We start from the raw sequence: 25,319 nt of genomic DNA, 5'->3' as shown, positions 1-25,319 counted from the left end.
CGCCCGGTGCGAAGTTACTCGTGCGTCAGATCTTGGGTACCGGCCGCTCCCACGTCAACCGTCCGGTCGACGGCGGCCTCACGCGTCCGGTACGGCTGCGGGGCTATCGTCGGACCGTGTCCTTGCTGGTACTCCTGCTCTCCGTGGGCGCCGCGTGCTGTACGGGCTTCGGCTTCGTCCTGCAGCAGGACGCGGCCCGCCGCGCGCCGCCGAGCGACTTCCTGTCGCCCCGACTCCTGCTGGACCTGATGAGGGTGCCGAGCTGGCTGGCCGGCATCGGTCTGATGATCTGCGGCATGGTCCTCGGGGCGCTCGCGCTCGGGCAGGGCGAGGTGTCGGTCGTCGAACCGCTGCTGGCCACCAACCTGCTCTTCGCTCTGGCCCTGTCGCGCTACTTCACCGGGCAGCGACTCGGCCGGCAGGGCTGGGGCGGCCTCTGGCTGCTGGCCGGCGGCGTCATCGCCTTCCTGCTGGGCGGCCGGCCACGCGGCGGCGAGGCGGTGACCGAGCCGTTGCGGCACTGGCTGGTGATCGGCGTGGTGGCGGGGCTCGCGCTCGTGCTCACGGCCTTCGCCAGGCACCCGCGCACCCCGTGGGCCCCCACGCTGCTGGGGCTGGCCGGGGGACTGCTGTACGGGCTCCAGGACGCCCTGACCCGGGTCTGTGGTCTGCGGCTGGCCGACGGCGGCTGGGGAGCCCTGTTCACGAGCTGGCAGCCGTACGCGCTGGTCGTCATGGGTGTGACCAGCCTGATCATCGTCCAGAGCGCCTTCGAGGCGGGGCCACTTCGGATGTCCCTGCCCGCGCTGACCGCCGCCCAGCCGCTGGCCGGGATCGTCTGCGGGATCGGGTTCCTCGGCGACCAGGTCCGCACCGACGTCGGCGCCCTGGCATGGCAGGCGGCGGGCCTCGCGGCGATCGTGGCCGGGATCGTGCTGCTCGGGCTGCACCCGGCGATGCCGGCGGGCAAGGAGCAGCACGGTTCAACGGAGGTCCACGGCGTGGGGTTGGATGGACGCCATGACTCCGGCTGACGAGATCCTGGACATCGTGGACGAGAACGACGAGGTGGTGGGGCAGGCGCCGCGCGGCGAGGCGACCGCGCGGGGCCTGCGCCACCGCTGCGTGTTCGTCGAGGCCAGGGACGCCGCGGGCCGACTCTTCGTGCACCGCAGGACGGCGACCAAGCTGGTCTTCCCCTCGCACTACGACATGTTCGTCGGCGGGGTGGTGGGCGCGGGCGAGTCCTACGACGACGCCGCGCTGCGGGAGGCCGAGGAGGAGCTGGGCGTCCAGGGCCTCCCCCGCCCCGAGCCGCTGTTCACGTTCCTGTACGAGAACGCCGGGCACAGCTGGTGGTCCGCGGTGTACCAGGTGCGGTGCGAGCTGCCGGTGCGCCCGCAGGCGGAGGAGGTGGCCTGGCACACCTTCCTCACCGACGCGGAGCTGGAGCGGCAGCTCGGCGACCGGCTGTGGGTGCCGGACGGGCTGGAGACGTACCACCGGCTGCGGCGGTTCCGTTCCGCCGCGCAGGCGGACGGCTCGTGAGCGAGTTCCTGCGCGGTCTGCGGACAGGGCTCGCACCGCGGCAGATCCGCGAGGAGGGCGACACTCCGGACTACCGCTTCTCGCTCGCCAACGAGCGCACCTTCCTCGCCTGGATCCGGACCGCGCTCGCGCTGATCGGCGGCGGTTTCGCCGTGGACCAGTTCCTGCCCGGTCTCGTCCACGGGGTACGGACCGGGCTGGCCCTCGCGCTGCTGGCCGCCGGGGTGCTCTGCGCGCTGCGGTCGGTCAGCCACTGGGTGCGGTGCGAGCGGGCGATGCGGCGGGGCGAGGATCTGCCCGTGTCGCGCTTCCCGGCGCTGCTCGGTCTGGCCGTCGCCGTGGTCGCCGTGGCGATGGTGGTGGTCGTCCTCTTCGGGTGGGAGGGCCGGTGACCACGGCAGCGGGCCGCGACCCGGGTCTGCAGCCGGAGCGGACCCGGCTGGCGTGGCGGCGTACGACGCTGTCCTGCACGGTGGTGGCGCTGCTCGCCGGCCGTCAGGCACTGCACGGCGGGGCGAGCGGGCCCGGGGTGATCGCGGTGGCGCTGACCCTGCTGGCCTGGCTGCTCTTCCTCGCGGTGGCGCACCGCCGCATGGCGGGCACGGCGGCCGCCGTGCCGGCGCCGCTGTCGCCGCGGCTCGCGCTGACGGCCGCCGCGTGCACGGCCGCCCTCGCGGTGTTCGCCGCCGCGACGCTGTTCTGACCTCCGGCCGGAGTCAGCTCTCCCGGCCGACGGTGACGACGATCTTCCCGCGGGTACGCCCCTCCTCGTTGAGCCGGTAGGCGTCGACGGCCTGTTCCAGCGGGAACACCCGGTCCACGTGGACGGAGACGATGCCCTGTTCGGCCAGTTCCGCGAGGTGCGCGAGGTCCTGCGCGTCGGGCCGTACGAAGGCGTAGCGGCCGCCGTAGGAGAAGACCTCCGCGTCGGCGACGGAGGCCAGCCGCCCGTCGCTCGCGAGGGTCTCGGCGGACACCCGGAGCGCTTCCCCGCCGACCGTGTCGAACGCGGCGTCGATGCCGTCGGGCGCCAGGTCCCGCAGCCGGCCGGCCAGCCCGTCGCCGTACTCCACGGGTTCACCGCCCAGCCGCCGTACGTAGTCGTGGTTGTGGGGCCCCGCCGTGCCGATGACCCGGCAGCCCGCGTGCCGGGCGAGCTGGACCGCGAGCGAGCCGACACCGCCGGCGGCGGCGTGGACGAGGACGGTCTCGCCCTCCTGGACCTTCAGGACGCGGTGCAGCACCTGGTGCGCGGTGAGGCCGCACAGGGGCAGGCCCGCTGCCTCCTCGAAGCTCAGGCTGAGGGGTTTGCGGGCGAGGGTGCGCACGGGGGCGGCGACGTACTCCGCGAAGGTCCCGCGCGAGAGGAAGTCCTCGCGGACGTAGCCGATGACCTCGTCGCCCACCTCGAACTCGTCCACGGCCGCCCCGGGCTGCACGACGATGCCGGAGACGTCCCAGCCGGGGATGACCGGGAAGACGGCTTCCAGTCCCGCCTGGAGGTAGCCCTCGCGGGCCTTCCAGTCGACCGGGTTCACGGCCGCGGCCCGTACCTTGACGAGGACCGAGTCCGGCCCGACCTTCGGGTCGGGACGCTCGCCGTACTCCAGGACGTCGGCCGCGCCGTACCTGCTGTAGCTGATCGCCTTCATCCTCCGACGATCGGCGTGGGCCAGGGCCCCCGCAACTCAGGGCAGGGCCGTCCCCGCCCGGAAAACCGCCCGCGGAACCCGTCCGGGGGGAGGGCCGGCCACCGGGGCACCGGCCCTGTTCGTCCGGCCGATTCAGGGCGGAGACTGGACGACATACCGACTGGTCGGCATCATGGTCCCGATCGTCCCCACCGCCCCGGAGGTACGCACCATGAGCCCAGTCCACCCGCCAGGTCTCGACCTCGACCTGCTGCGCGGCCATCTCGACCGCGAGCGGCCGGGCCTGGTGAACGGACCGCTCGAGGCCCGGCTCATCGAGGGCGGCCGCTCCAACCTCACCTACGTCGTCACCGACGGTACCGGGCAGTGGGTCGTCCGCCGGCCGCCGCTCGGCCATGTGCTGGCCACCGCGCACGACATGAAGCGCGAGCACCGGGTGATCAGCGCGCTGCACCCCACGGCCGTGCCCGTGCCCGGGCCGGTCCTGCTCTGCGAGGACGACTCGGTCATCGGCTCGTCCTTCTACGTCATGGAGTACGTCGAGGGGACCCCGTACCGGACCGCCGAGCAGCTCGCGCCCCTGGGCGCCGAGCGCACCCGGGCGGCCGTGCTGGGGCTCGTGGACACCCTGGTGGACCTGCACGCCGTGGACCCCTCGGCGGTCGGCCTCGGCGACTTCGGGCGGCCCGAGGGCTTCCTGGACCGGCAGCTGCGGCGCTGGGGCAAGCAGCTCGACGCCTCGCGCAACCGTGAGCTGGCCGGGATCGACGAGTTGCACGCCGCGCTCGGCAGGGAGCTCCCCGTCTCCCCCGCCCCCGCCGTCGTCCACGGTGACTACCGCCTGGACAACGTGCTGATCGGTTCCGACGACCGGATCAAGGCGGTGCTGGACTGGGAGATGTCCACGCTCGGCGACCCGCTGACCGACCTCGGCCTGCTGGTGATGTACAGCTCCGACCTGGACCTGCCGGAGTCCCCGGTCTCCACCACCAGCGGGGCCGCGGGCCACCCGAGCCCCGCCGAGCTGATCGAGCGCTATGCCGCCCGCTCCGGCCGGGACACCTCGGCCATCTCCTGGTACACGGCCTTCGCGTGGTTCAAGCTCGCCGCGATCCTCGAGGGCATCCACTACCGCTACACCCTGGGCCAGACGGTCGGCGCCGGCTTCGACCGCATCGGCGACCTGGTCCCCGTCTTCATCTCGCACGGCCTCACCACCCTCCAGGAAGGCTGACCCACCCCATGGACTTCGCATTCGACGCCCGTACCGAAGAGCTGCGCACCAGGCTGCTCACCTTCATGGACGAGCACGTGTACCCCGCCGAGCAGGTCGCCGAGGAACAGCGCGCGCGGCTGGCGTCCCCGTGGGACACCCCGAGGATCGTGGAGGACCTCAAGGCGGAGGCCCGCCGCCAGGGCCTGTGGAACCTCTTCCTGCCCGACGCGGAGTACGGCGCGGGGCTGACGAACCTCCAGTACGCCCCGCTCGCCGAGATCACCGGCCGCAGCCCGCACCTGGCGCCGACCGCGCTGAACTGCGCGGCGCCGGACACCGGGAACATGGAGGTGCTCTTCCAGTTCGCCTCGGACGCACAGAAGAAGCAGTGGCTGGAGCCGCTGCTGGCCGGGGAGATCCGCTCGGCCTTCGCGATGACGGAGCCGGACGTGGCCTCCTCGGACGCGACGAACATCGAGACCCACATCACCCGGGACGGCGACGACTACGTCATCAACGGGCGTAAGTGGTACATCTCCGGGGCGATGAACCCCGACTGCGCCGTCTTCATCGTGATGGGCAAGACGGACCCGGACGGCGAGGACATCCGCCGCCAGCAGTCCATGATCCTCGTCCCGCGTGACACCCCGGGCGTCGACGTACGCCGCGCGATGCAGGTGTACGGCTACGAGGACCACTCCCACGGCGGCCACGCCGAGGTCGTCTTCACCGGCGTACGCGTGCCTGCGGCGAACCTGATCGGTGAGGAGGGCGGCGGCTTCGCCATCGCCCAGGCGCGGCTGGGGCCGGGCCGGATCCACCACTGCATGCGGCTGATCGGGATGGCCGAGCGGGCGATCGAGCTGATGTGCCGGCGGGCCGTGGCCCGTACGGCCTTCGGCAAGCCGCTCGCGCAGCAGGGCGTCGTACAGAACTGGATCGCGGACGCCCGGGTGACGGTGGAGCAGCTGCGGCTGCTGGTGCTGAAGACGGCCTGGCTGATGGACACCGTGGGCAACCGCGGTGCCCACACCGAGATCCAGGCGATCAAGATCGCCACACCGCGCGCGGTGTGCGGCATCCTCGACCAGGCGGTGCAGCTGTACGGCGCCGGCGGGGTCGGTCAGGACTTCCCGCTGGCCGAACTCTGGGCGTCGGCCCGGACGTTGCGCCTGGCGGACGGGCCGGACGAGGTGCACCAGCGGTCGCTGGCGCGGCGGGAGATCAAGAAGTACCTCTGACCACTCTGTACGGGGAGGCGCCCGGGTGGCCGCCTCCCCGGCGGGTCAGAAGGTGAGCTGCCAGCTGTCGACGTAGCCGGTGTCCTGCGCCGCGACGTCCCTGACCTGGAGCTTCCAGGTGCCGTTGGCGGTCTCGCTCGACGCGTCGACCGTGTAGGTCGCGATCACGTTGTCCGCGGAGTCGCTGCTGCTGGAGTTCTTCAGGCGGTAGGCCGTCCCGTCGGGCGCGAGCAGGTCGACGACGAGGTCGCCCCGGTAGGTGTGCTTGATGTCGACGCCCACCTTGAGCGCCGACGGGGCGTTGCCGGTGCGGCCGGTGACCGCGACCGAGGAGGTCACCGCGGCTCCGTTGTCGGGCACGGCGACATCGGTCGCGTTGCTGAACACCGTTCCGGTCGGCGGGGTGACCGTCCCGGCGGACAGGGTCCAGACGGCGTGGGCGATCGCGTCGCTGTTGCGGTCCAGGGCCGTGTCGTTGATGTTCGTGACGGTGTCGCACGAGGAGTGGTAGCAGCGGTCGAAGGCCTGGCCCGCCGTGCCGCCCCACTTCTGGGCCTGGGCGGTCGTCTTCGTGTAGTCGGCTCCGGAGAAGAGCCCGCCCACGGGGACTCCCGCGCTCTTGAACGGGGCGTGGTCGGAACGGCCGTCACCCTCGGTCTCGATCTCGGTGGGTATCGACAGGCCCGCGTAGTAGTCCTTGAAGGTCCGCTCGATGACCGGGTCGTCGTCGTAGACGAAGTAGCCGGGGTTCGGCGAGCCGATCATGTCGAAGTTGAGGTACCCGGCGAGCTTGGCACGCTCGGTGGAGGCCAGGCTGTTGACGTAGTACTTCGATCCGACGAGGCCCAGCTCCTCGGCGCCCCACCAGGCGAAGCGCAGGTGCTTGTCCGGTGCGAGCTGTGCCCGCGCGACCGCGAGGGCCGTCTCCAGCACGGCGGCCGAACCCGATCCGTTGTCGTTGATGCCGGCGCCGGAGGTCACCGAGTCGAGGTGGGAGCCGGCCATGAGGATCCGGTTCGGGTCTCCGCCCGGCCAGTCCGCGATCAGGTTGTACCCGGTGGCTCCGCCGGAGGTGAACTGCTGGAGCGCCGTGGTGTATCCGGCCGCGTCCAGCTTGGCCTTCACGTAGTCGACGGAGGCCTTGTAGCCGGTCCGGCCGTGGGCCCGGTTCCCACCGTTGGCGGTGGCGATGGACTGGAGCTGGGTGAGGTGCGCCTTGACGTTGGCGAGGGGGATGTCGGGGGCGGCGGCGGCCGTCGCGGGCGCGGCCTGCACGGCGGGGGCGGCGGGGGCGGCGGTCGCCAGCAGGGCGGCGACGGCGAGTGTGGCGGCGGGGAGGAATGTGCTGCGGGCAGGTCTCATCGAAGGCTCCGGACTCCGTTCGGGGACTGACGGAACGTGCGGGGGGTCCCCGGGCCGTGCACGGCCCGGGGCCTGGAGCAGTGGGGGGAAGTGCGCCCCCGATGCTCGGGTAGGTGACCGAGTACCGTCAAGGGTGGAATCCGGACAGGCGCGTTCGCTCAGCGGACATCCGGGGGGAGGCCGTGACGGGCGCCGAGGTTCGTGCCGCCCCCTCCGGCCGGAAGGGCCCGGCCCGAAGGACGTGAAGGACGCCGAAGGCCCGAGGAGGGCTCGGCGGGCTCGCGGGCTGGGCCGCACCCGGGCGGCCGGCCACGGCGTGTGCCGGAGCACGCCGGAGGCGGTCGCACACCGAGGGGCGCCCGCCCGCAGCGTCCTGGGGACGGGGGAACTCAGGATCGACGGCACCCCGTGAAGACGTACGGATTCGACGTCACCGGCCATGCCTTCCGCAGCATGGGCTACACACGGCAGACGGCCTCTTCTGCCCGCCCGCCTCCTGACCTGCCGAAGGCCCGTCGGTCCGGCTCGGGTCGCAGTGGCTCAGGGTCGCAGTGGCTCAGGGGCGCGGCGGTTCAGGGGCGCGGCGGTGCAAGGGCACAGCGGCGCAGGGATGCGGCGACTCAGGGACGCAGGGCCCTCAGCAGCAGGTCCGCCAGGTGGTCGGCGACCTCCTGCTGGCTGAGGGGGCCGTCCGGGCGGTACCAGGTCGACAGGTGGTGGACCGAGCCGAAGTGGTAGTCGACGACCAGGTCGGCCGGGGTCGCACCGGAGAAGACCCCGGCTCGCTGGCCCTCCTCGATCAGGGCGCGGAAGCGTTCGTGGTAGCGGCGGCGTTCCATGCGGACCTGCTTGTTCTTCTCCGGGCTCAGGTGGTGCATCGAGCGGAAGAAGATCGAGGCGTCGTCGAGGTTGTCGATGGTGGTGACCACCACGTCCGCCGCCGCGTCCCGCAGACGCTGCTCGATCGGCGCCTCGGCGTTCGCGTAGGCGTCGAGCCGCTCCTGCTGGAGGCGCAGCACCCGGGCGTAGACCTCCTGGAGGAGGTCCTCCTTGGAGCCGAAGTAGTGGTAGAGGGCGCCCTTGGTGACGCCCGCCGCCTCGACGATCTCCTGGACCGAGGTGCGGTCGTAACCGCGCTCGGCGAAGAGCCGGGTGGCGGCGGCCAGCAGCCTCTGGGGGACGGGCGTACCGTTCCCGTCCGTCGCCTTGGCCATTGCCGCCACCTGCCCTCTCGTCCATGCGTGAACCGTCTAACGGGGGGAACGCAGTTCCCGCCTGAGGATCTTCCCACTTGCCGTCTTGGGGAGCTCCGTCAGGACCTCCACCTCGCGCGGGTACTTGTACGCGGCGAGGCGTTCCTTGCAGTACGCGCTCAGCTCGGCGGGCTCCGCCACCGCTCCGGGGCGCAGGCTGACGTAGGCCCGTACGGTCTCGCCCCGGTAGGCGTCGGGGACGCCCACGACGGCCGCCTCACGGACCGCGGGGTGGGTGTAGAGGACGTCCTCGACCTCCCTGGGCCAGACCTTGAAGCCGGAGGCGTTGATCATGTCCTTCTTGCGGTCCACGACGTAGAGCCAGCCCGCCGTGTCCATGAAGCCGATGTCTCCGGTGCGCAGCTCCCCGTCGGGGAAGGTGGCTTCGGTGGCCTCGGGGAGGTTCCAGTAGCCGGAGACGACCTGCGGTCCGCGTATCGCGATCTCGCCCTGCTCACCGAAGGGCACGTCGTGGCCCTTCTCGTCGATGATCCGCACCACGGTGTCGGGGCCGGGCACGCCGACGGACAGGGTCCCGGAGACCGGGTCGAGGGGGGCCTCGCGTTCGGGCGGCACCGCGGCGCAGGGTGCGGTGCACTCGGTGAGGCCGTATCCGTTGCGGATGTACGGACCGAAGCCGGCGCGGAACTTCTCGACCAGGGCGGGCGGCAGCGGTGCGCCGCCCGAGGAGATCACCTTGAAGGAGGCGAAGTGCTCCGGTGTCGCCCCCGGGTGTGCCGCGAGGGCCATGAAGGCCGTGGAAGGGCCCACCGTGTAGGCCGGGCGGTGCTCGGCGAAGGCCTCCAGGACGACGCTCGCCTCGAAGCGGTAGGCCAGCACGAGGGTGCCGGCGTTGGCGACGCAGGTGGCGAGCTGGCACACCATGCCGGTGATGTGGAAGAGCGGGGCGAGCGCGAAGTAGGAGGAGCCCTCCTCGATGGGGTGGCCGGCCCGCTGGCGCTCGGCGTTGATCATGATGTTGCCCTGGGAGTTCATGGCCCCCTTGGGGGTGCCGCTCGTCCCGGAGGTGTAGCTGATCAGAGCGGTGTCCGACGCGGTGAGCTCCCGGCCCTCGGGGGCGCCGAGACCCCGGCGGGCCACGGCCACCAGATCGGCTGCCCAGTCGTCGGGACCCGGGGCGGGGAGCCGCTCGAAGCCGAGCACCCGCGGGTCGTCGGTCGTCTGGAGGTCGAGCTCGCAGGCCGTGAGGGCGATCCGCACGCCGGGGGCGGCCTCGGCGGTTTCCCGCAGGTAGGACGCCCAGGCCCGGTCGGAGCAGATCAGCGCGCTCACACCCGCGTCGTTCAGTACGTGGCCGACCTCGCCGGACTTGTACATCGGGTTGAGCGGGACGACGGTCGCACCCGCCTTCCAGGCGCCGAACAGCGCGAGGACGAAGTGCGGGGTGTTCTGCAGCATGATCGCCACCCGGTCGCCGCGCCGCAGTCCCTCGGCGGCGAGGTGCCCGGCCACGGAGTCCGACAGCGCGTCGGCCTCGCGGTAGCTGAGGCGTCCGTCGAAGTAGGCGAGCGCGGTGCGCTCCGGCGCCCGGTCGACGGCCTCGCGGAAGGCGTGGACCACGGTCTCGGCCGGCCGGGCGGGCGCGAGCTGCGCCTCGCTGAGCAGGGCGGTCCAGGGCTTGGCCGCGTAGATGGACTCGGTCATGCGCCGGTCGCCTCCCATTTCTGCTGCAGGTGGTTCATGTTGCCGAGCCACTGGTCGGGGTCCTTGGCGCGCGCCCGGTAGTACCCGGCCACCTCGGGGTGCGGCAGCACGAGGAAGCGGTCCTGCTCCATGGCGTCGAACAGGGCGTCGGCGACGGCCTCCGGCTCGATCGCGGTGGGGGCGAGCACGAGGTCGCCGGCGGAGCCGGCCGCCGTGAGCATGTCCGTACGCACGCCCTGCGGGCAGATCGCGTGCACCTTGACGCCTCGGTGCCGGTAGGTCAGGGAGAGCCATTCGGCAAAGGCGACGGCGCCGTGCTTGGTGACGCTGTACGGGGCTGCTCCGATCATCGTCAGCAGGCCGGCCGCCGACGCGGTGGAGACGAAGCGTCCACTGCCCCGCTCCAGCCAGTCGGGCAGGAGCTCCCTGGCCGCGCGGACGTGCGCCATCACGTTGACGTCCCAGGCCGCGGCCCAGACGTCCTCGCCGGCGAAGGCGTCGCCGCCCGATCCGAGGCCGGCGTTCGCGCAGTAGACGTCCACCGTGCCGCCGAGTGCGTCGCGTGCGGCCGCCACGACACCGGAGGCGTCGCCGGCCACGACGGTGCCGCCGATCTCCTCGGCGAGCGCCTTGATCCGGTCGCCGTCGAGGTCGTTGACGACGACCCGGGCGCCCTCCGCGGCGAATCTGCGGGCCAGAGCGGCACCGATGCCGCCTCCGGCTCCGGTCACCACTACACCAGCGCCCTGCACCGTACTCATCCGTTCCACCCTTCTCGGCCGTCTTCCTCCGGCAGACTAACCAGTCGGTATGTGATCCGGGAAGGGGTCCGGGGCAGGACTGGGAATCTGCCCGGTCATGGGCGTTCCGTGTGGCGCGCGCCCGCGCTAGCGTGCGTGGCCATGACGGTCGGCGCGATCATGGAGGTAGTGGAATGACCCTGTCCAGACGTGGTGTGCTGACGGCCGGCGGCGCGGTGGGTGCCCTCGCGGTCACCGGGACCGGCCCGGCCACCGCCGCTCCCGGCCACGGTGGCGGGCGCCCGGGCGTACGGACCGGGTTCGCCCGGCTGGCCGCGGACGGATACCGCCTGCTGGCGGGGCACAAGGTCGGTGTGGTCACCAATCCCACCGGGATCGCCGCGGACGTGCGGCACATCGTGGACGTGATGCACCCCGACGACCGGGTCGGCCTCACCGCCGTCTTCGGTCCCGAGCACGGCTTCCGGGGGACCGCGCAGGCGGGTGGCTCGCAGGGCCGCTACGACGACCCCGCGACGGGTCTGCCGGTCTACGACACCTACCTCAGGAGCGGGCAGGCGCTCGCCGACGTCTTCACGGCGTCCGGCGTGGACACGGTCGTCTTCGACATCCAGGACGCCGGAGCCCGCTTCTACACGTACATCTGGACGCTGTACGACTGCATGGAGGCGGCGGCGCTCGCGGGCAAGCGGTTCGTCGTCCTGGACCGGCCGAACCCGGTGACCGGGCGGGCTGCGCTCGGTCCGGTGCTCGACCCGGCGTTCGCCACGTTCGTGGGGCGCCGGGAGATCGCACAGGCGCACGGGATGACGGTCGCCGAGCTGGCACTGCTGTTCAACGCGGAGTTCCTCGCGGACCGGCCGGTGGAACTGGAGGTCGTGAAGATGGCGGGCTGGCGGCGGTCCGACTTCTTCGACGCGACGGGCCTGCCATGGGTGCCGCCCAGCCCGAACATGCCGACTCCGGAGACGGCACTGGTCTACCCGGGGACCTGCCTGTTCGAGGGTACGAACCTCTCCGAGGGCCGCGGCACCACCCGCCCCTTCGAGCTGCTGGGCGCGGAGGGGATCGACCACCGGTGGGCGGCCGCGGCGAACGCGCTGGACCTGCCGGGAGTGGCCTTCCGCGAGGCGTACTTCGCGCCCACGTTCTCCAAGTTCCAGGGAAGGACGGTGGGTGGCGTGCAGCTGCACGTCCACGACCGGGAGTCCTTCGACCCGGTCCGCACCGGGATCGCGCTGCTGGTGACGGCGAAGCGGACGTGGAGTGGGTTCGCGTGGCGCGCGGACAACTGGATCGACAAGCTCACCGGCAACACCCGCGTGCGCACGATGATCGACGCGGGCGCCGGCACGGACGAGGTGGTGGGCGCCTGGGCGGCGGATCTGGCGGCGTTCCGGGCGGTGCGGCGGGAGTACCTCCTGTACCGGTGAAGGGTCGGGGGCAGCGCCCGTACCGGTCGGCGGCCGGAGGCGGCGGGTGGCCGGATCCCGGTGGCCGCACGCGAAGGCGGGGTGGTCCGGGCCGGGCCCGGACCACCCCGCCTCCGTCAGGTCACTTGCGGAAGTAACCGGTGATGTCCGCGATCAGGTCGAGACTGCCCGCGTTGTTGTAGAAGCTGACCTTGCCGTTCACGACCGGCACGACCACCAGGTTCGGGACCGTCTGCCCCTGCACCACGTTCAGGTTCGAGGCGCTGGTACGGGTCGTCCCGTTCGGGTAGACCGACACGAAGCTCGTCGCCGACACGTGCGTCGCCGTCACGTTCAGCACGACCGCCGTGACACCCTCGGCCGGCACCCCGTTGACGCCTGCGACCTGCAGGGTCACCACACCGGCCGGGCCGACCTGGGCCTTCGGCACGCCCAGGCCCTCACGGGTGTCCATCACGCGCTTCGGGCCGAGGTTGATGTGCGACGCGCCTTCACCGGCTGAGGTGAAGTAGCCGGTGATGTCCGCGATCAGGTCGACGGTGCCCGCGTTGTTGTAGAAGCTGACCTTGCCGTTGACGACCGGCACGATCACCAGGTTCGGGACCGTCTGCCCCTTCACCACGTTCAGGTTCGAGGCGTCCGTCCGGGTGGTGCCGTCCGGGTAGACGGACACGAAGCTCGTACCCGACACGTGCGTCGCCGTCACGTTCAGCACGACCGCCGTGACACCCTCGGCCGGCACCCCGTTGACGCCCGCGACCTGCAGGGTCACCACACCGGCCGGGCCGACCTGGGCCTTCGGCACACCCAGGCCCTCACGGGTGTCCATCACGCGCTGCGGCCCCAGGTTGACGTGCGTGGAGCCCTCGCCGGCGGAGGTGAAGTAGCCGGTGATGTCCGCGATCAGGTCGAGACTGCCCGCGTTGTTGTAGAAGCTGACCTTGCCGTTCACGACCGGCACGACCACCAGGTTCGGGACCGTCTGCCCCTGCACCACGTTCAGGTTCGAGGCGCTCGTACGGGTCGTCCCGTTCGGGTAGACCGACACGAAGCTCGTCGCCGACACGTGCGTCGCCGTCACGTTCAGCACGACGGCGCCCACGTCTGTGGCGGGGATGCCGTTGGTACCGGTCACCTGAAGGGTGACGACACCCGCGGGACCGACCTGGGCCTTCGGCACACCGAGGCCGACACGGGTGTCCATCAGCCGCTGCGGGGTGACGGGCACGAACTTCTTCGGGCTCGGGACGTTCACGTTCACCGCGGCGGTGACCGTGGTCCTGCCCGACTGGTGGACGGCCTTCACGGCGACCTTGTGGCTGCCCGGGACGAGCGTCGTGGAGGCGGTGCGGACCCTGCCCGCGACACTGGTCACGGTCCGGCCGTCGACGACGAGTTCGAACCCGCTGATCAGGGAGCTCGGGGTGGTCGTCGACCAGTTCACCGAGACCGGGCCAGGGGTCTCGTAGCCGGAGTCCACGGCGAACGCCCCGCCACCGACCGAGGTGACCTTGAGGCCCTGCACCGGGCCCGCGGCCAGCGTCCGGATGGCCGGAAGCTGCGGGTAGAGCTGCATACCCGGGCACTCGGTGTTGAAGCCGTCCCGGTGGCCCGAGATCTGGCTGAAGGGGTACGACTGCCCGGCGACGAACTCCTTGCCCGCGTAGTTCTTCTGCGTGGCGCCGGCCACCAGCGTGGTGCTGCCGGCCGGGTCACCGCCGTACTGCCCGAGCTTGTACGCGGCCACCCGGGCGGTCGCCTCGAGAGCGGCGCTCGACGCACCGGCGTTCGTGTAGTTGCCGATGATCGCGACGCTGGTCGACTCGCTGTTGAAGCCGTACGTGTGCGCGCCCATGACCGGCTGGTCGATGCCGCCCTGACGGCCCTCGAAGATCGTCCCGCACTTGTCGACCAGGAAGTTGTAGCCGAGGTCGCGCCAGCCGTTCGTCTTCACGTGGTAGACGTGCAGCGCCCTGACCACGGCCGCGGAATCGGCGCAGTTGTAGGCGCCGTCCGTGGTGTGGTGCACGAAGACGGCCTTGATGACGCCGCCCTCGAGGTAGATCGGGCCCTCGTTGTTCAGGGACTCGTCGGCACCCCACTGGGCGCGGGTGACGACCGGGGGCTGCGGAACCGTCGAAGGCGGGCCGGGGTCGACCGCGGCGGCCGCCGAGGACGAGTAGGCGGCGGGCTCGGCGTTCAGTCCACCGCCGGTTGCCGCGCTCTGCCCGGCGACCGGGTCCACCATGTCGAGCCGGAGACCGGCCGGCAGGGTGCCGGAGGCCGCTCCGTCGCTCACGCGTACCTCGGCGCCGTCCGAACGTCCGACCCAGACGGGCTCCGTGGAGCCGCGCTCCGAGGGACGCTCGCCGTCGAGGCCGGGCAGGTACGGCTCCAGGGTGATCCAGTCGGACCAGGCACCGGTCTCCACGCTGCGGGTGCGGGCCTCGATCGTGCCCTTGATCTTCGCGTCGGCGTCGGGCCAGGACACGCCCAGCATGCCGAACGGCTCCGTCGTACGCCGCGAGAGGGTGGCCTCGCCACGCCCCTCGGACTTCAGGGCGAGCTTGTGGACCTCGCTCTTGACCGGTCCGTTCCCCTTGGCCGCGGCACTGTGGACGCCCGCCCCGCCGGCCGGCCCGCCCTCGTTGGGCGCTTCGCCCGCCCCGGTGCCGTTCGCGACGCCCTGGAATCCCAGAACCGCGACGACTCCGAGGGCGGCGGCCACGGCCGTACCGCGCACTCGATTCAGTCTCAAGCTGTCCCCACCCCTTGATGCACATGACATTGTTGAACGGCGGAATGCTACTGGCTGCCTCACGGACCGGGCACGCCGGGGCGGCCGAAGCGCATCCGGTCCGCGCACGACGGGGTCCCCCGTCCCGCCGTGAACGGCGGTACGGGGGACGGGATGTGTTGCACCGTCAGGTCTTCCGGGCAGGGCTCGGCGCGCCTGGCGCCGGCCGACCGGGGCTCAGCGGTGGGAGGGGAACTCCACGACCTGCTGGTAGGTCGGCCGGTTCTGCCAGTGGATCATCTTGTGGCCGATCCCGCCGAGCGGGCGGTGCACGATGGCGTCGGTGCACCACTGCTCCCCCGCCGTGCAGCTGTCGTCGCCCGGGTAGACCGTCGTGGCGGGCACCGCGGCCGCCTGCTTCAGCGTGGTCAGCAGTGCGTCGCGACAGGTGGCCAGATCGCCGTTGCCGCAGTACGTCCTCGCCAGCGGCCCCGCGACGGGCTGCCCGAGGACCTGGCGCAGGTCCTTGTCGGCGAACCCCCACCACCCGTACTGGAAGGCCGACCCGCTGTGCGCCCCGCTCGGCCCGTGGCTCGCGGCCGGGGACTCGTCGGTGGCCAGGCTCGCGGTGAACGCCGCGTAGAGGTCGTCACCCAGACCCGGACGGAACTCCGCCTCGACGAGCTTCGGCCACCACGCGTCCATGATCCGTACCGCGTCCGCGTGCGTGTACGTGTGCGAGCCCTCGCGGGTCTCCTTGCGCTGCGCACCGGCCGCCCGCCAGGAGTCCAGCTGCTGGACCACCGCGTTGAGCTCCGGGTCGGTGACCGGCCGGGAGCGGATCACCTTCAGGAGCTCCGGCAGCAGTTGCTCGCCCCGCAGGTCGGTGACGGCGGCCTCCGCCATGGCACGGGTGAGGGAGGCGCGGGTCACTCCGCCGTCCTCGACGAGTGCGGCCACCCGGTCGTCGAGCAGGTCGCCCCGGTGCACCGACCCGAAGCCGAAGGCGGCGGTGGCGTAGTCCTTGGCCTGACGGTTGTTCCAGGAGATGTAGTAGTCCTGTCCGCTGGAGTGGGGGTGTGCGGCGAACGGGGTGTAGTCGCTGGTGTTGGCGGCCGGGTCGAAGCCCTGCCACTCGTACGCCTTCTCGGCCTTGACCGGCAGCGCGGGGTCGACCCCGGCGGCGCGCACCGGGTTCATGCCGCTGTTGTAGAAGGCCGCGGTGCGCGAGTCCGCGTAGAACCAGTTGAAGGCGTAGTCGATGTGGCTCGCCGCCCGCTGGAAGGACGCCGCGTCCGTCACGTACGCCGGGTCGTTGAGCAGCTGGAAGCCGATGATCGAGTCGGCCTCGTGCCGGTAGGTGGTGCGCAGCGAGGTGTAGGCGACGGGCTTGCCGTCGACCGTGGCGCGGTGGGTGACGATGCCGTAGTCCGTGCGCCACACCCGCATCCGGTAGGAGCCCTTGGCCGTCGAGTCGGCGACGGTGGGCTTCCAGGAGTTGACGCGCTCCAGTTTCTCCATGGCCGTGCAGGCGCCGTGGTCGCGGTAGTGCGTGGAGTCCTTGGTGGGGGCGGAGCCGTCGGGTTCGCAGAGCTCGACGGCGTACGTGTCGGTGATGTCCTGGGCCGCCGAGGTGGCGCTCCAGGCGTAGTCCTGGCCTCGGCCCATCTGGATGTACATGCCGACCCCGGCGAAGGAGACGCCTCGCGCGCTGATGCCGGGGCCCTGGATCTCCTGGAGCATCATCAGCTGCGGGGCGAAGTAGCCGGTCTGGGGGCCCATGACGGCGATCGGGTTGCCGCTCGCGGTGTGTTCGCCGGACACCAGGAGTGCGTTGGACATGCCTCGCTTCTGGGCGCCCTCACCGGATCCCGGGAGCGAGCCCTCCGGGATGACCCCGTCGTCGTACATTCCCTGGGCCGGTTCGAGGCGGGCCGGTGCGTCGACCGGGTCCTTCCTGTCCGTGCCCGCCGCGCCGGTGCGGTCGTGGATCAAGGGCTCCGGGGTGACGGTGCCCGGGTCGGGGAGTGCGGCGCCGCGGGCCTCGTCGGGCTTGCCCGCGTACGGGAAGGAGGTGCCGTCGTGGACGGTGAGGACGGCCTCGGGATCGTTGCGCTGGCGGAAGGACTCCCAGACGCGGGTGCCTTCCTGGACTCCGTACTTCTGCTGGGCGGCGAGCAGTGACAGTGCGGCCTGCACCTCGCCGCCGCCTCCGCCGCCGAACTGTCCGCCGACGACCGAGGCGATCGAGATCAGGTCGGTCAGCTTGAACGGCTGGATCTCGCCCGCGTTGGTGATGGCGTCGATCTTTCCCGTGAGGACGTACTCACCGGGGAAGTAGCGGCCCTTCTTCGACTTCTCGCGATAGGCGTTGATGCCGTCGACGTAGGCCTGCGCGTCGGCCATCGCCTGCTCACCGTGCGCCCCCTCGGTGGTCCTGATCCGCTCGACCTGGGCCTCGAGATCCGCCTCGGTGTACGGGGCCTGGGGCCAGAACTGCTGCTCGAGGCCCTGGTTGGCGAGGGCTCCTCCGGCGAACGGGGTCAGCTCGCCTCGTCCGATGTGCCGGAAGAGGTCCATCAGCCAGAGCCGGTCCTGTCCGGCCGCGAAGCCGGCGCCGAACTCGGTGCCGTAGCGGGTCGTTCCCTTGATGTGCGGGACGCCGCTCTTCTTGTCGCGGGTGATGGTGACGTCCTCGCGGGGCGAGGTGACGGACTCGACCTGGTCCGCGGCGACGCCGAAGGAGGCGTCGCCGAAGAAGTCGGTCAGCTTCTGGTCGGTGAGGGTCGTGTGGCCGGCCACCAGCCCGTTGTAGCGGTCGAGTTGGTCGTCGCTGTGGGCGGGGTGGGTGCCGAACGCCTTGTTGCCGAGGATCTCGGCGAGGGTGGCGTTGCCGTTCTCGCCCGGGGGCAGGATGTCGGCGCACCGGCCCTGGCAGAAGTCGGTGGCGGCGACGGGATCCGGTTGCGCGGCTTCGGCCCGGGGGGCCGTGGCGGCGAGCAGGGAGGTACCGAGAGCGAGGACGGCCGCGACTGCGGCGGCCGAGAGCGTGCGGGTGCGTGGGGGCATGCGTGCTCCTCCGGTGAGACCGATGCGCCGGAGGTTACCGGCGGGTTGTACCGCCGGTAAGGTGAACATCGGTCACTTTTTCCGAACCGCCACACTCCGGTCCGCAGGGCGGCGCACGACACACCGCGCACGGCGCCTCCGCACCTCGCCCGACAGGTGCCGTCTCACTCCGCGGACGCAATCACCTTTCGATGGAGCCGAATCGGGCAGTCGTACGTCCATCCCTTGACGCCGAAGTACGAGCGACGGAGGTGGCAGTGCCATGGCCGGTTTCCGGAGTCTTGCGAGACAGGTCCGTGATCCACGGGGCGATCTGGCTTTGCGGCGGTACTCGCTGCGAAAATGCCTGGAGCGCTTCGCCCCGTACGGCCACCGGGCCACCTGGGACCATCTGTGCGCCCGGCACGGTATCGGACCCGAGGACCGGGCTCCCGACCCCGCGCGCCTGATCCGCGCGCTGGAGGAGCTGGAGGAGGCGCGGGCCGTCTGGCTCGCGTACGAGTCGGGCTTCGCCGAGCGGCGGCGCCGGGAGAAGCACGACGGACTGCGCCGGCCCGGTTCGTTCGACGACTGGCACAGGCGGACGTGGGGCGGCAACGGGATCGCCCTCTGCGACAACCCGGGTACCCACCCGACCGCCCCCCTCGCCGAGGTCCTGGGCCGGCTGATCGCGGCGCTGGGGACGGAGCCTGGTGCCGCGTGCCCGGTCTGCTCGGACACCGGGATCGTCTGGCGCCAGGACCTGGACCGTGAGCCGTCGTCCGGCCCCGTGTGCACCGGGTGCGGCATCGTGGTCCCCAGGCCCGTCCTGACGGCAGGGGCCCTGGCGAAGGCGAGGAGGACACGGACGAGAGACCTGGCGTCGGCGGCCTGAGGCGGGCGGGGCATGCGTGGGCCGTGTCGCCCGTGTCGCCCGTGCCCGGGGGCGTGGGGCCCGAGCGGTTCAGGAACGGTCCGGCGCCATCAGCTCGGGCATCAGACGCGACCCCGCCATGCGTGTACCGGTGATGTCGTCGGGGTTGGACAGCACGCACGTCTCCAGCGACAGGCAGCCGCAGCCGATGCAGTCGGTGAGATGGTCCCGCAGCCGCCCCAGTTGCTTGATCCGTTCGTCAAGCTCCGCGCGCCACGCCCGGGAGAGCCGTGCCCAGTCGTCGCGGTTCGGTGTGCGCTCCTCGGGCAGCTCGGCGAGCGCGTCCCGGATCGTCGCCAGCGGGATACCCACCCGCTGGGCCGCGCGCACGAACGCGACCCGGCGCAGGGCGTCCCTGGTGTAGCGGCGCTGATTGCCGCTGGTGCGGCGGCTCGTGATCAGGCCCTTGGACTCGTAGAAGTGCAGGGCCGACACCGCCGCGCCGCTGCGCGCGGAGAGCTGGCCGACGGTGAGTTCGTGGAGTGTCTGCGGGATCTGGGGCACCCCTCCCACCCTAACGACCTCGCCCCTCCCATGGAGCGGGCTCCGCCATGTCGCCCTGGGGACCTACGGGAGCCGTGAGGACCCCGTTCGCAGGAGGTGCACCGGAGCCGTGGCGTTCCCCCGGAGTTCCTCACCGAACACCGAGACGTCGCCGATCGCGACCGTCACCATGCCGTCCGGAGGGAAGGCTGAACGCAGGGCGCCGGAGGCCTCCTCGGTGGTGATCGCCGCCGCGCGCCGGAAGGCGTCCGGCAGGCTCGCGGGGTCCCGGCCGTCGAGGACCAGCAGGGCCATCTCCTCCGCGACCGCCGACGCGGTGAGGTAGCGCAGCGGCGCCGCGTCCACGATCTGCGCCACCGCGGCCGCGCGCTCCGCCTCCGTGATCCCGCGGTCGGCGACCTCGGTCAGGATGCGGGTGATGTCGTTCAGCGCGGGCGCCGTCACCGATGTCTCCACCGCCCCCGTCACGACGGCGAGGGAGTCCTGGACCACACCCAGCAGGCGGCTGTGGAACCCGTACGTGTAGCCCTTGGCCTCGCGTAGTTCACGGTCGAGCCGTGCGTTGACCGAGCCGCCGAGGCTGTGGTTGCCGATCAGCAGCGCGTCCCAGTCGGGCGTGGCACGGCCCGGTGCGACCCGCCCGAGGACCAGCCGGGTCTGGAGGGCCCCTGGCCGGTCGACGAGGATCACCGGCGCCTCGTCGCGCACCGGCGGGGACGGGGGTGCCTCAAGGGTGCCCGGCTCGCCCTCCCACGTGCCCAGCACGCGGCGCAGCACGGCGTCGACGTCGTACCTGGCCAGGTCGCCCGCGAGCGCGACGGTGGAGACGGCCGGGCGGACGAAGCGGTGGTGGAAGGCGGCGACCGCGTCCCGGTCGATCCCGCGGACCGTCACGTCGGTGCCGCGGGCCGGCCGCGAACGGCGGTCCGCCGCGTCGAACAGGGCGGTGTGCAGTTCCATGGACGCGCGGCGCTCGGCGTCGGCCCGGTTGCGGACGTACGCGTTCGCGCGTGCTCCGACCAGGCGTTCGACGGATCGAGCGGGGAACAGGGGGGTGCGCAGAGCCGAGGTGAGCAGGCCCAGCGCTTCCTCCAGATGGGTACCGGGGACGTCGAGGGTGATCCGGAGGCCGGTGTGCTCGGCGCCGACGCCGAGGGTGGCTCCGCAGTGTTCCAGCGCGTGGATGAAGTCGAGCGAGTCCAGTCCCGGTACGCCCTCGGCCAGGGCGCTGGCCGTGATGCCCACGACGCCCTCCAGCTCGCGTGGTTCGAGAGCGAGCGGCACGGCGACGATGATCTCGGCGCTCAGCACTTCCTGACCCGGCCGGTCGCAGGTCAGCAGCGTGAGGCCGTTGTCCAGGACGCTCCTGTGCAGCCGGGGGAAGTGCCACGGCCGGACGGGCGCCGTGGCAGGACGGGCGGGGCGCGGGCCGGTGGTGGCGGGGGCGGTCATGCGGCGGCTCCTCGCGCGGCTCGGGCCGGGTCCGTGGCACCCGCGGGTTCATAGGTCAGGACCGAGCGCCGTTCGGGGGCGAGCCAGTCGGCCGCGGCCTGCCGCACCTCGGCCGCGGAGATGTCCAAGGCCTCACCGAGATGGGCGTCGGCCAGCGCCGCGTCGCCGAAGTGAGCCTCCTGGGCGCACAGTTCGTCGGCCCGGCTGCCCGGATGGGCGAGGCGGTCGTACCACTCGCGCCGGATCTGGGCCTTGGCCCCCCGCAGCGACGCGTCGGCGACCCCGTGGTCGACGAGGCGCTCGATCTCCTCGTCGACCACCTTCTCCACGACGTCGAGGCCGGTGCCGGGCACGGCGCGCACGTCCAGCCGGCCCAGGGAGGGTGCCGACCGCAGGGGCAACAGGGAGAAGCGGGCGCTGTGGGCGAGCTGGTCCCGCCGCACGAGCCGGTCGTGCAGTCCGCTGCTGCTCATCCCCCCCAGCAGCGTCAGAGCGAGGTCCGTGGCGGCGTAGGCACGTCCACCACGGGCGGGCAGCTGGTAGGCGGCCATGAACGCCGGACCGGGCACCGCCGCCTCGGCGTGGCGCCGGGTCTCGGCCGGGAGCGCGGGGGTGCGCGAGCACGCCGGGGGTGCCCAGCGGCCGGAGGCGGAGGGCGCTATGTGACGGAAGTGGCGTTCCGCGAGATCCACCACCGCGTCCGGTTCCACGTCGCCGACGACCGTGAGGATCGCCCGGTCGGGGGCGTAGTGCCGGCGGAAGAACGCCCGGCAGTCGTCCTCCGTGACGGCGGCCAGGTCCCGGGGGCTGCCTGCCGGCAACTCGCGGAAGGGGTGACCGGGAGGGAACGTCATGGCGACCAGCTGCTCCCATCCGGTGCCGTAGGGCACGTTGTCGTACCGCTCCCGCCGCTCGTTGAGCACGACGTCCCGCTGGTTGCCGAGGCCCTCGGGCGTGAAGGCGTCGAGCATGCCTCCCATCCGGTCGGCCTCCAGCCACAGCACCAGTTCCAGCTGGCCGGCGGGGACGACCGTGTAGAAAGTGGTGCGTTCGAAGCCGCTGGAGGCGTTGGTCAGACCGCCCGCCTCCTCCACGGCGGCGGTGTGGCCGTTGGCCGGGACGTGCGTCGATCCCTGGAACATCAGGTGTTCGAACAGGTGGGAGAGACCTGTCCGGCCGGCGGGCTCGTCACACGATCCCACCCGGTACCACAGGCACACCGCGGCGACGGGGACCGTGGTGTCCCTGGAGACGATCACCCGCAGGCCGTTGGACAAGGTGCGGCCGATCGGATTGAGCGCGGGCATCTTCTGCTCCTGTGTTCAGGCTCTGCGGACGGACCGGGCCGGCTGTCGTCAGGTCTTCTCGGGCGGCGGCGACGGCTCGCTCGTCGCGCCGCTCGCGCCGTCGACGTCCCCGCCGTCGCCGTCCGTCACGCCGCCGTCCGTGTCGTCGTCAGGCGGTCCGACCAGATTGCGTACCGGGCTGAGGAGCGGCCAGAGCGCGGACGTGAACAGGCCGGCCGCCGAGACGACCATGACCTCCGAGAGCCCCAGCCGTCCGCCGAGCCAGCCGCCGAGCAGCGCGCCGACCGGCTGGACCCCCCAGCTGACGAAGCGTGTGGTGGCGGTGACCCGGCCCAGGAGGTGGTCGGGGACCAGGGTCTGCTTCACCGTCTCGCTGATGACGAGATTGACCACCACGGCGAACGTCCACGTGAAGGTCGACAGCGAGACCAGGGCGATGGCGAGGCCCCGGTCGCCCGTGTGGTGGGCCAGCGGGACCAGGAGGGCCGAGAGGCCCGGGGCGGCGTAGACGATGATCAGGGTGCGGCCCTGGCCGAAAAGACGGGTGAGCGCCGGCGTGAAGGACGCGCCGAGGAGTCCTGCGACACCTCCCGCCATGCTGGTGGCGCCGAGGAGGCCGGGGCTGAAGTCGAGTACACGCAACACGAAGAGCGTGTGCACGGCGAAGAACATCGTGTGGAAGATGTTGAAGTGCGCGGCGGCGAGGATCATCGGCCGCTGGATGCGGTCGACGCGCAGCAGGTGCAGGCCCTTGAGGACGGCGTGCCGGTGCGATTCCTGCGGCTCCGCGTCCGGGGTCCCCGGGTCGGCGGACGGCGGGGCCTGGGGCAGCCGCGACAGGGTGAGGTAACTGACCAGGTAGGAGACGGAGTCGACGACCAGGGCCACCGGGGCGCTCATGACCTGGATGAGCACTCCGGCGAGTCCCGGTCCGGCGACCGAGCCCACCGACGTGCTGGCTTCCATCCAGGAGTTGGCGCGTTCCAGTTGGCTGCGGGGCAACAGCCGTGGCAGATAGGCCGACATCGCGCTGTCGAAGAGCAGCGTCAGGGCACCGACGAGGAAGACGACCGCGTACAGCACGGGCATGGTCAGTGCGTCCAGCCAGTACAGCAGCGGGACGGAGAGGATCAGTACGCAGCGTGCCAGGTTGGCGATGAGCATGATGCGGCGCCGCTCGTAGCGGTCCGCCCACACGCCCGCGGACAGGCCGAGCAGCAGGACCGCGGCGGACTCCGCGGCCTCCAGCACACCCATCTGCCAGGGCGTCGCGGCGAGGGTGGTCGCCGCGGCGATCCCGATCGCCATGAAGGTGACTTCGGTGCCCGCCACGGACACCGTCTCGCCCGACCACAGGCGCAGGAAGCCGGTGCCCCTGAACGACTCCTTCCTGCGGCCCGCCGCCTTCTGCTTCTGCTGCGTTATCAGGTCGTCGGACACGAGCACTTCATTTCTTCGCTGTGGGTGATCCGTTGGCGCCGGAAGTCCAGCGCGGCACGGCGGCCCAGGGTGGGGCACGATCCGCTGCACAGGAACTCCACGACGTCATGGGCGAGCATCGCGGCGATCACTGTATTGCTCGGACCGAAGGAGAAGGGGGCAGGTTCGGCGGATCGGTCCTCGACGGTTCGTTCCAGTCCCGTGAGGACGGCTCGCCGGCCGCGCTCGAAGCACGGCCAGCAGCCGTCGCGGGCGGGCACGAGGACGGGGCCCCAGAAGCCGATGCCGACACCGACAGCCGCGACGGCCGTGGGGGTGCCCGTGGCCACGGCCCACTCCCACACGACGTCCGGGAGACCCGGCGGGGTGTCCGCGGCCACGATCACCAGGTCCAGGTCGCCGGGGAGCTCGTCGAAGAGCTGGGCGGCCTCCGTGATCCGCTTCCGTACGCCGGTGGTGCGGATGCCGGGCCGCAGGGCGGACAGACTGCGGGCGAGCGCCCGGGTCTTGGGACTGCCGATGTCCTGTGACCCGTACGTGAACTGGCGGTTGAGGTTGTGGCCGGCCACGCAGTCGTCGTCGACGAGCCAGAACCGGCTGACGCCCGCTCCCACCAGGTGCTGGGTGACGATGCCGCCGATGCCTCCCAGGCCGATGACGGCGACCCGGGACCCGAGCAGCCGGCGCTGCGCGGCGGCCGTGTCGGGGCCGAAGAGTGCCAGGTGGTCGACCTGGCGCTCGTACGTCTCCCCGGCGAAGGCGGCACGTTCCTCTTCGCTCTCCCCGGTGAGCCAGCCCTGGTCGCGGAGTTCGGCGAGCAGCGCCGCGACCGCACCGGGGGCCCAGTCCGCGGCCAGCCGGTCCTGCGTGGTTCCCGTGCGCAGCCGGTCCAGTGCCGCGCGGACCCGCGGCTGGGGGCCGCCGACGCGCAGCAGCCGGTCACCGAGGTTCAGGAGCGTCTCGCACTCGGTCTCATGGACCGCCACGGCGGGCAGGAGGCGCAGGGTGCGGTTCAGCTCCCCTCCAGATGCTGCCCGATGGCGATGGTGTACCGGCCGACCGTGTCGCTGCTGAAGGGCTCGACCCAGTGCCAGCAGTCCTCGCGGATCGGAATGATGGAGAGGCTGTTGTAGACGGGCTCGATGTGGTGCTCACGGCCTTCGCCGTCACGGAAGCTGAGCCGGCCGCCGTGCTCGGCGCGGTAGTTCTCGTCGAGGTAGAAGTTCATCGCCAGCACCCGGCCGGGGACCAGGTCCTGGTGTGCGCCGAGCCCGTCGGAGCGGCGGTAGGCGGCGATCTCCATGAAGGCCCGCTTGCGCAGTTCCAGACCGGTGCCGGCCTTGATCCAGTCGCGGAGTGTGTCGGACAGCAGGGCGAAGGCGAGGAACTGCTCGATGACCTGCTGGTGGGCGGGGTCCATGGCCCCGCTGTCGAGCAGTGCGGGAATGTCCCGTACGGCGAGCTGGCTGATGGTGACCTCGTGGCCGGCGTCCGCCTCCTCGTCCCAGAACTCCGTCTTGCCCATGCGGCCTTCGTAGAGCGCTGCGTGCGGTGACCAGTCGGGGATGCCGCGCACGGCCGTGGACACCGCGGCCGCGAGCTCGGGCCGCAGGAAGTTGTGCAGGTGCAGGGGGTGGGGTTCGTCGCCGTGGTACCAGTCACCCATCCTGGCGAAGAAGTCGCCGGTCAGGTACTCGGGGGCGATGAACGGCACTGCCGCGGCGAGCTCCGGGTGCGTCGGCTGCTCGGTGGTACTGCGCATGGAT

21 protein-coding genes are annotated in these 25,319 nt (G+C 71.9%); 8 read left to right on the top strand and 13 right to left on the bottom strand.

Annotated elements, in window-relative coordinates; all coding sequences use genetic code 11:
* Nucleotides 1-116 precede the first annotated feature (116 nt).
* From QFZ58_RS28985 to QFZ58_RS28970, 4 genes are read left to right on the top strand one after another with little or no spacing between them, the layout of a single operon-like run.
* The gene (locus QFZ58_RS28985; protein ID WP_307127847.1) at nucleotides 117-1,034 is read left to right on the top strand and encodes a DMT family transporter; all 918 of its coding nucleotides are present in this window, start codon (nucleotides 117-119) and stop codon (nucleotides 1,032-1,034) included.
* Nucleotides 1,021-1,548, top strand: coding sequence for an NUDIX hydrolase (locus QFZ58_RS28980; protein ID WP_307127846.1), 528 nt, complete (start codon nucleotides 1,021-1,023; stop codon nucleotides 1,546-1,548). The genes QFZ58_RS28985 and QFZ58_RS28980 overlap by 14 nt, the downstream gene beginning before the upstream one ends.
* Nucleotides 1,545-1,940, top strand: a complete 396-nt coding sequence (locus QFZ58_RS28975; protein WP_307127845.1) for a YidH family protein — start codon at nucleotides 1,545-1,547, stop codon at nucleotides 1,938-1,940. Before QFZ58_RS28980 ends, QFZ58_RS28975 begins: the two co-directional genes overlap by 4 nt.
* A complete protein-coding gene (locus QFZ58_RS28970; RefSeq protein WP_307127844.1) occupies nucleotides 1,937-2,251 on the top strand; it encodes a DUF202 domain-containing protein in 315 nt (104 codons plus the stop codon). Before QFZ58_RS28975 ends, QFZ58_RS28970 begins: the two co-directional genes overlap by 4 nt.
* 13 nt (nucleotides 2,252-2,264) lie before the next feature.
* Here QFZ58_RS28970 and QFZ58_RS28965 read toward each other — a convergent pair whose 3' ends face one another.
* The gene (locus tag QFZ58_RS28965) at nucleotides 2,265-3,200 is read right to left on the bottom strand and encodes an NADP-dependent oxidoreductase (protein WP_307127843.1); all 936 of its coding nucleotides are present in this window, start codon (nucleotides 3,198-3,200) and stop codon (nucleotides 2,265-2,267) included.
* 211 nt (nucleotides 3,201-3,411) lie between these two features.
* On the opposite strand from QFZ58_RS28965, the gene QFZ58_RS28960 reads away from it, so the two are divergent.
* Together QFZ58_RS28960 and QFZ58_RS28955 are read left to right on the top strand one after the other, a co-directional pair.
* On the top strand, nucleotides 3,412-4,434 hold the full coding sequence (locus tag QFZ58_RS28960) for a phosphotransferase family protein (protein WP_307127842.1): 1,023 nt from the start codon (nucleotides 3,412-3,414) through the stop codon (nucleotides 4,432-4,434).
* An 8-nt stretch (nucleotides 4,435-4,442) separates the two neighbouring features.
* On the top strand, nucleotides 4,443-5,657 hold the full coding sequence (locus tag QFZ58_RS28955; protein ID WP_307127841.1) for an acyl-CoA dehydrogenase family protein: 1,215 nt from the start codon (nucleotides 4,443-4,445) through the stop codon (nucleotides 5,655-5,657).
* A gap of 45 nt (nucleotides 5,658-5,702) precedes the next feature.
* On the opposite strand, the gene QFZ58_RS28950 is transcribed toward QFZ58_RS28955, so the two are convergent.
* The 4 genes from QFZ58_RS28950 to QFZ58_RS28935 form a co-directional block, all read right to left on the bottom strand.
* Entirely contained in the window at nucleotides 5,703-7,019 is a 1,317-nt protein-coding gene (locus QFZ58_RS28950; protein ID WP_307127840.1) for a M28 family metallopeptidase, read from the bottom strand.
* A gap of 620 nt (nucleotides 7,020-7,639) precedes the next feature.
* Nucleotides 7,640-8,233, bottom strand: a complete 594-nt coding sequence (locus QFZ58_RS28945) for a TetR/AcrR family transcriptional regulator (RefSeq protein ID WP_307127839.1) — start codon at nucleotides 8,231-8,233, stop codon at nucleotides 7,640-7,642.
* Between the two features lie 36 nt (nucleotides 8,234-8,269).
* The gene (locus tag QFZ58_RS28940) at nucleotides 8,270-9,937 is read right to left on the bottom strand and encodes an AMP-binding protein (RefSeq protein WP_307127838.1); all 1,668 of its coding nucleotides are present in this window, start codon (nucleotides 9,935-9,937) and stop codon (nucleotides 8,270-8,272) included.
* Nucleotides 9,934-10,698 carry an SDR family oxidoreductase gene (locus QFZ58_RS28935; protein ID WP_307127837.1) on the bottom strand — a complete coding sequence of 255 codons (765 nt, stop codon included), beginning with the start codon at nucleotides 10,696-10,698 and terminating at the stop codon, nucleotides 9,934-9,936. Before QFZ58_RS28935 ends, QFZ58_RS28940 begins: the two co-directional genes overlap by 4 nt.
* Before the next feature lie 173 nt (nucleotides 10,699-10,871).
* On the opposite strand from QFZ58_RS28935, the gene QFZ58_RS28930 reads away from it, so the two are divergent.
* Nucleotides 10,872-12,131: a DUF1343 domain-containing protein gene (locus QFZ58_RS28930; protein WP_307127836.1), complete on the top strand. Its 1,260-nt coding sequence runs from the start codon at nucleotides 10,872-10,874 to the stop codon at nucleotides 12,129-12,131.
* A 121-nt stretch (nucleotides 12,132-12,252) separates the two neighbouring features.
* On the opposite strand, the gene QFZ58_RS28925 is transcribed toward QFZ58_RS28930, so the two are convergent.
* Together QFZ58_RS28925 and QFZ58_RS28920 are read right to left on the bottom strand one after the other, a co-directional pair.
* On the bottom strand, nucleotides 12,253-14,889 hold the full coding sequence (locus QFZ58_RS28925) for a peptidoglycan recognition protein (RefSeq protein WP_307127835.1): 2,637 nt from the start codon (nucleotides 14,887-14,889) through the stop codon (nucleotides 12,253-12,255).
* Nucleotides 14,890-15,105: 216 nt separating this feature from the next.
* Entirely contained in the window at nucleotides 15,106-17,937 is a 2,832-nt protein-coding gene (locus tag QFZ58_RS28920) for a penicillin acylase family protein (protein WP_307127834.1), read from the bottom strand.
* Between the two features lie 262 nt (nucleotides 17,938-18,199).
* Between QFZ58_RS28920 and QFZ58_RS28915 the strand changes: the two genes are divergently transcribed.
* Nucleotides 18,200-18,811 (top strand): hypothetical protein, encoded by a 612-nt coding sequence (locus QFZ58_RS28915; RefSeq protein WP_307127833.1) that lies wholly within the window; start codon nucleotides 18,200-18,202, stop codon nucleotides 18,809-18,811.
* 69 nt (nucleotides 18,812-18,880) lie between these two features.
* Here the strand turns inward: QFZ58_RS28915 and soxR are convergent, their stop codons facing one another.
* The 6 genes from soxR to QFZ58_RS28885 form a co-directional block, all read right to left on the bottom strand.
* Nucleotides 18,881-19,354 carry a redox-sensitive transcriptional activator SoxR gene (gene soxR, locus QFZ58_RS28910; RefSeq protein WP_307127832.1) on the bottom strand — a complete coding sequence of 158 codons (474 nt, stop codon included), beginning with the start codon at nucleotides 19,352-19,354 and terminating at the stop codon, nucleotides 18,881-18,883.
* 63 nt (nucleotides 19,355-19,417) lie between these two features.
* The gene (locus QFZ58_RS28905; RefSeq protein WP_307127831.1) at nucleotides 19,418-20,806 is read right to left on the bottom strand and encodes a pitrilysin family protein; all 1,389 of its coding nucleotides are present in this window, start codon (nucleotides 20,804-20,806) and stop codon (nucleotides 19,418-19,420) included.
* Nucleotides 20,803-22,113, bottom strand: a complete 1,311-nt coding sequence (locus QFZ58_RS28900; RefSeq protein WP_307127830.1) for a pitrilysin family protein — start codon at nucleotides 22,111-22,113, stop codon at nucleotides 20,803-20,805. The genes QFZ58_RS28905 and QFZ58_RS28900 overlap by 4 nt, the downstream gene beginning before the upstream one ends.
* Before the next feature lie 48 nt (nucleotides 22,114-22,161).
* On the bottom strand, nucleotides 22,162-23,553 hold the full coding sequence (locus QFZ58_RS28895) for an MFS transporter (protein WP_307127829.1): 1,392 nt from the start codon (nucleotides 23,551-23,553) through the stop codon (nucleotides 22,162-22,164).
* Nucleotides 23,538-24,539 (bottom strand): ThiF family adenylyltransferase, encoded by a 1,002-nt coding sequence (locus QFZ58_RS28890; RefSeq protein WP_307127828.1) that lies wholly within the window; start codon nucleotides 24,537-24,539, stop codon nucleotides 23,538-23,540. The genes QFZ58_RS28895 and QFZ58_RS28890 overlap by 16 nt, the downstream gene beginning before the upstream one ends.
* A 26-nt stretch (nucleotides 24,540-24,565) precedes the next feature.
* Nucleotides 24,566-25,315: a 2OG-Fe(II) oxygenase gene (locus QFZ58_RS28885; RefSeq protein ID WP_307127827.1), complete on the bottom strand. Its 750-nt coding sequence runs from the start codon at nucleotides 25,313-25,315 to the stop codon at nucleotides 24,566-24,568.
* Nucleotides 25,316-25,319: the final 4 nt, after the last annotated feature.

The organism is Streptomyces sp. B1I3, assembly GCF_030816615.1.
Lineage (GTDB): Bacteria > Actinomycetota > Actinomycetes > Streptomycetales > Streptomycetaceae > Streptomyces.
Note: the sequence above shows the minus strand (reverse complement) of the source record. Positions and strands in the feature narration are given on the sequence as shown.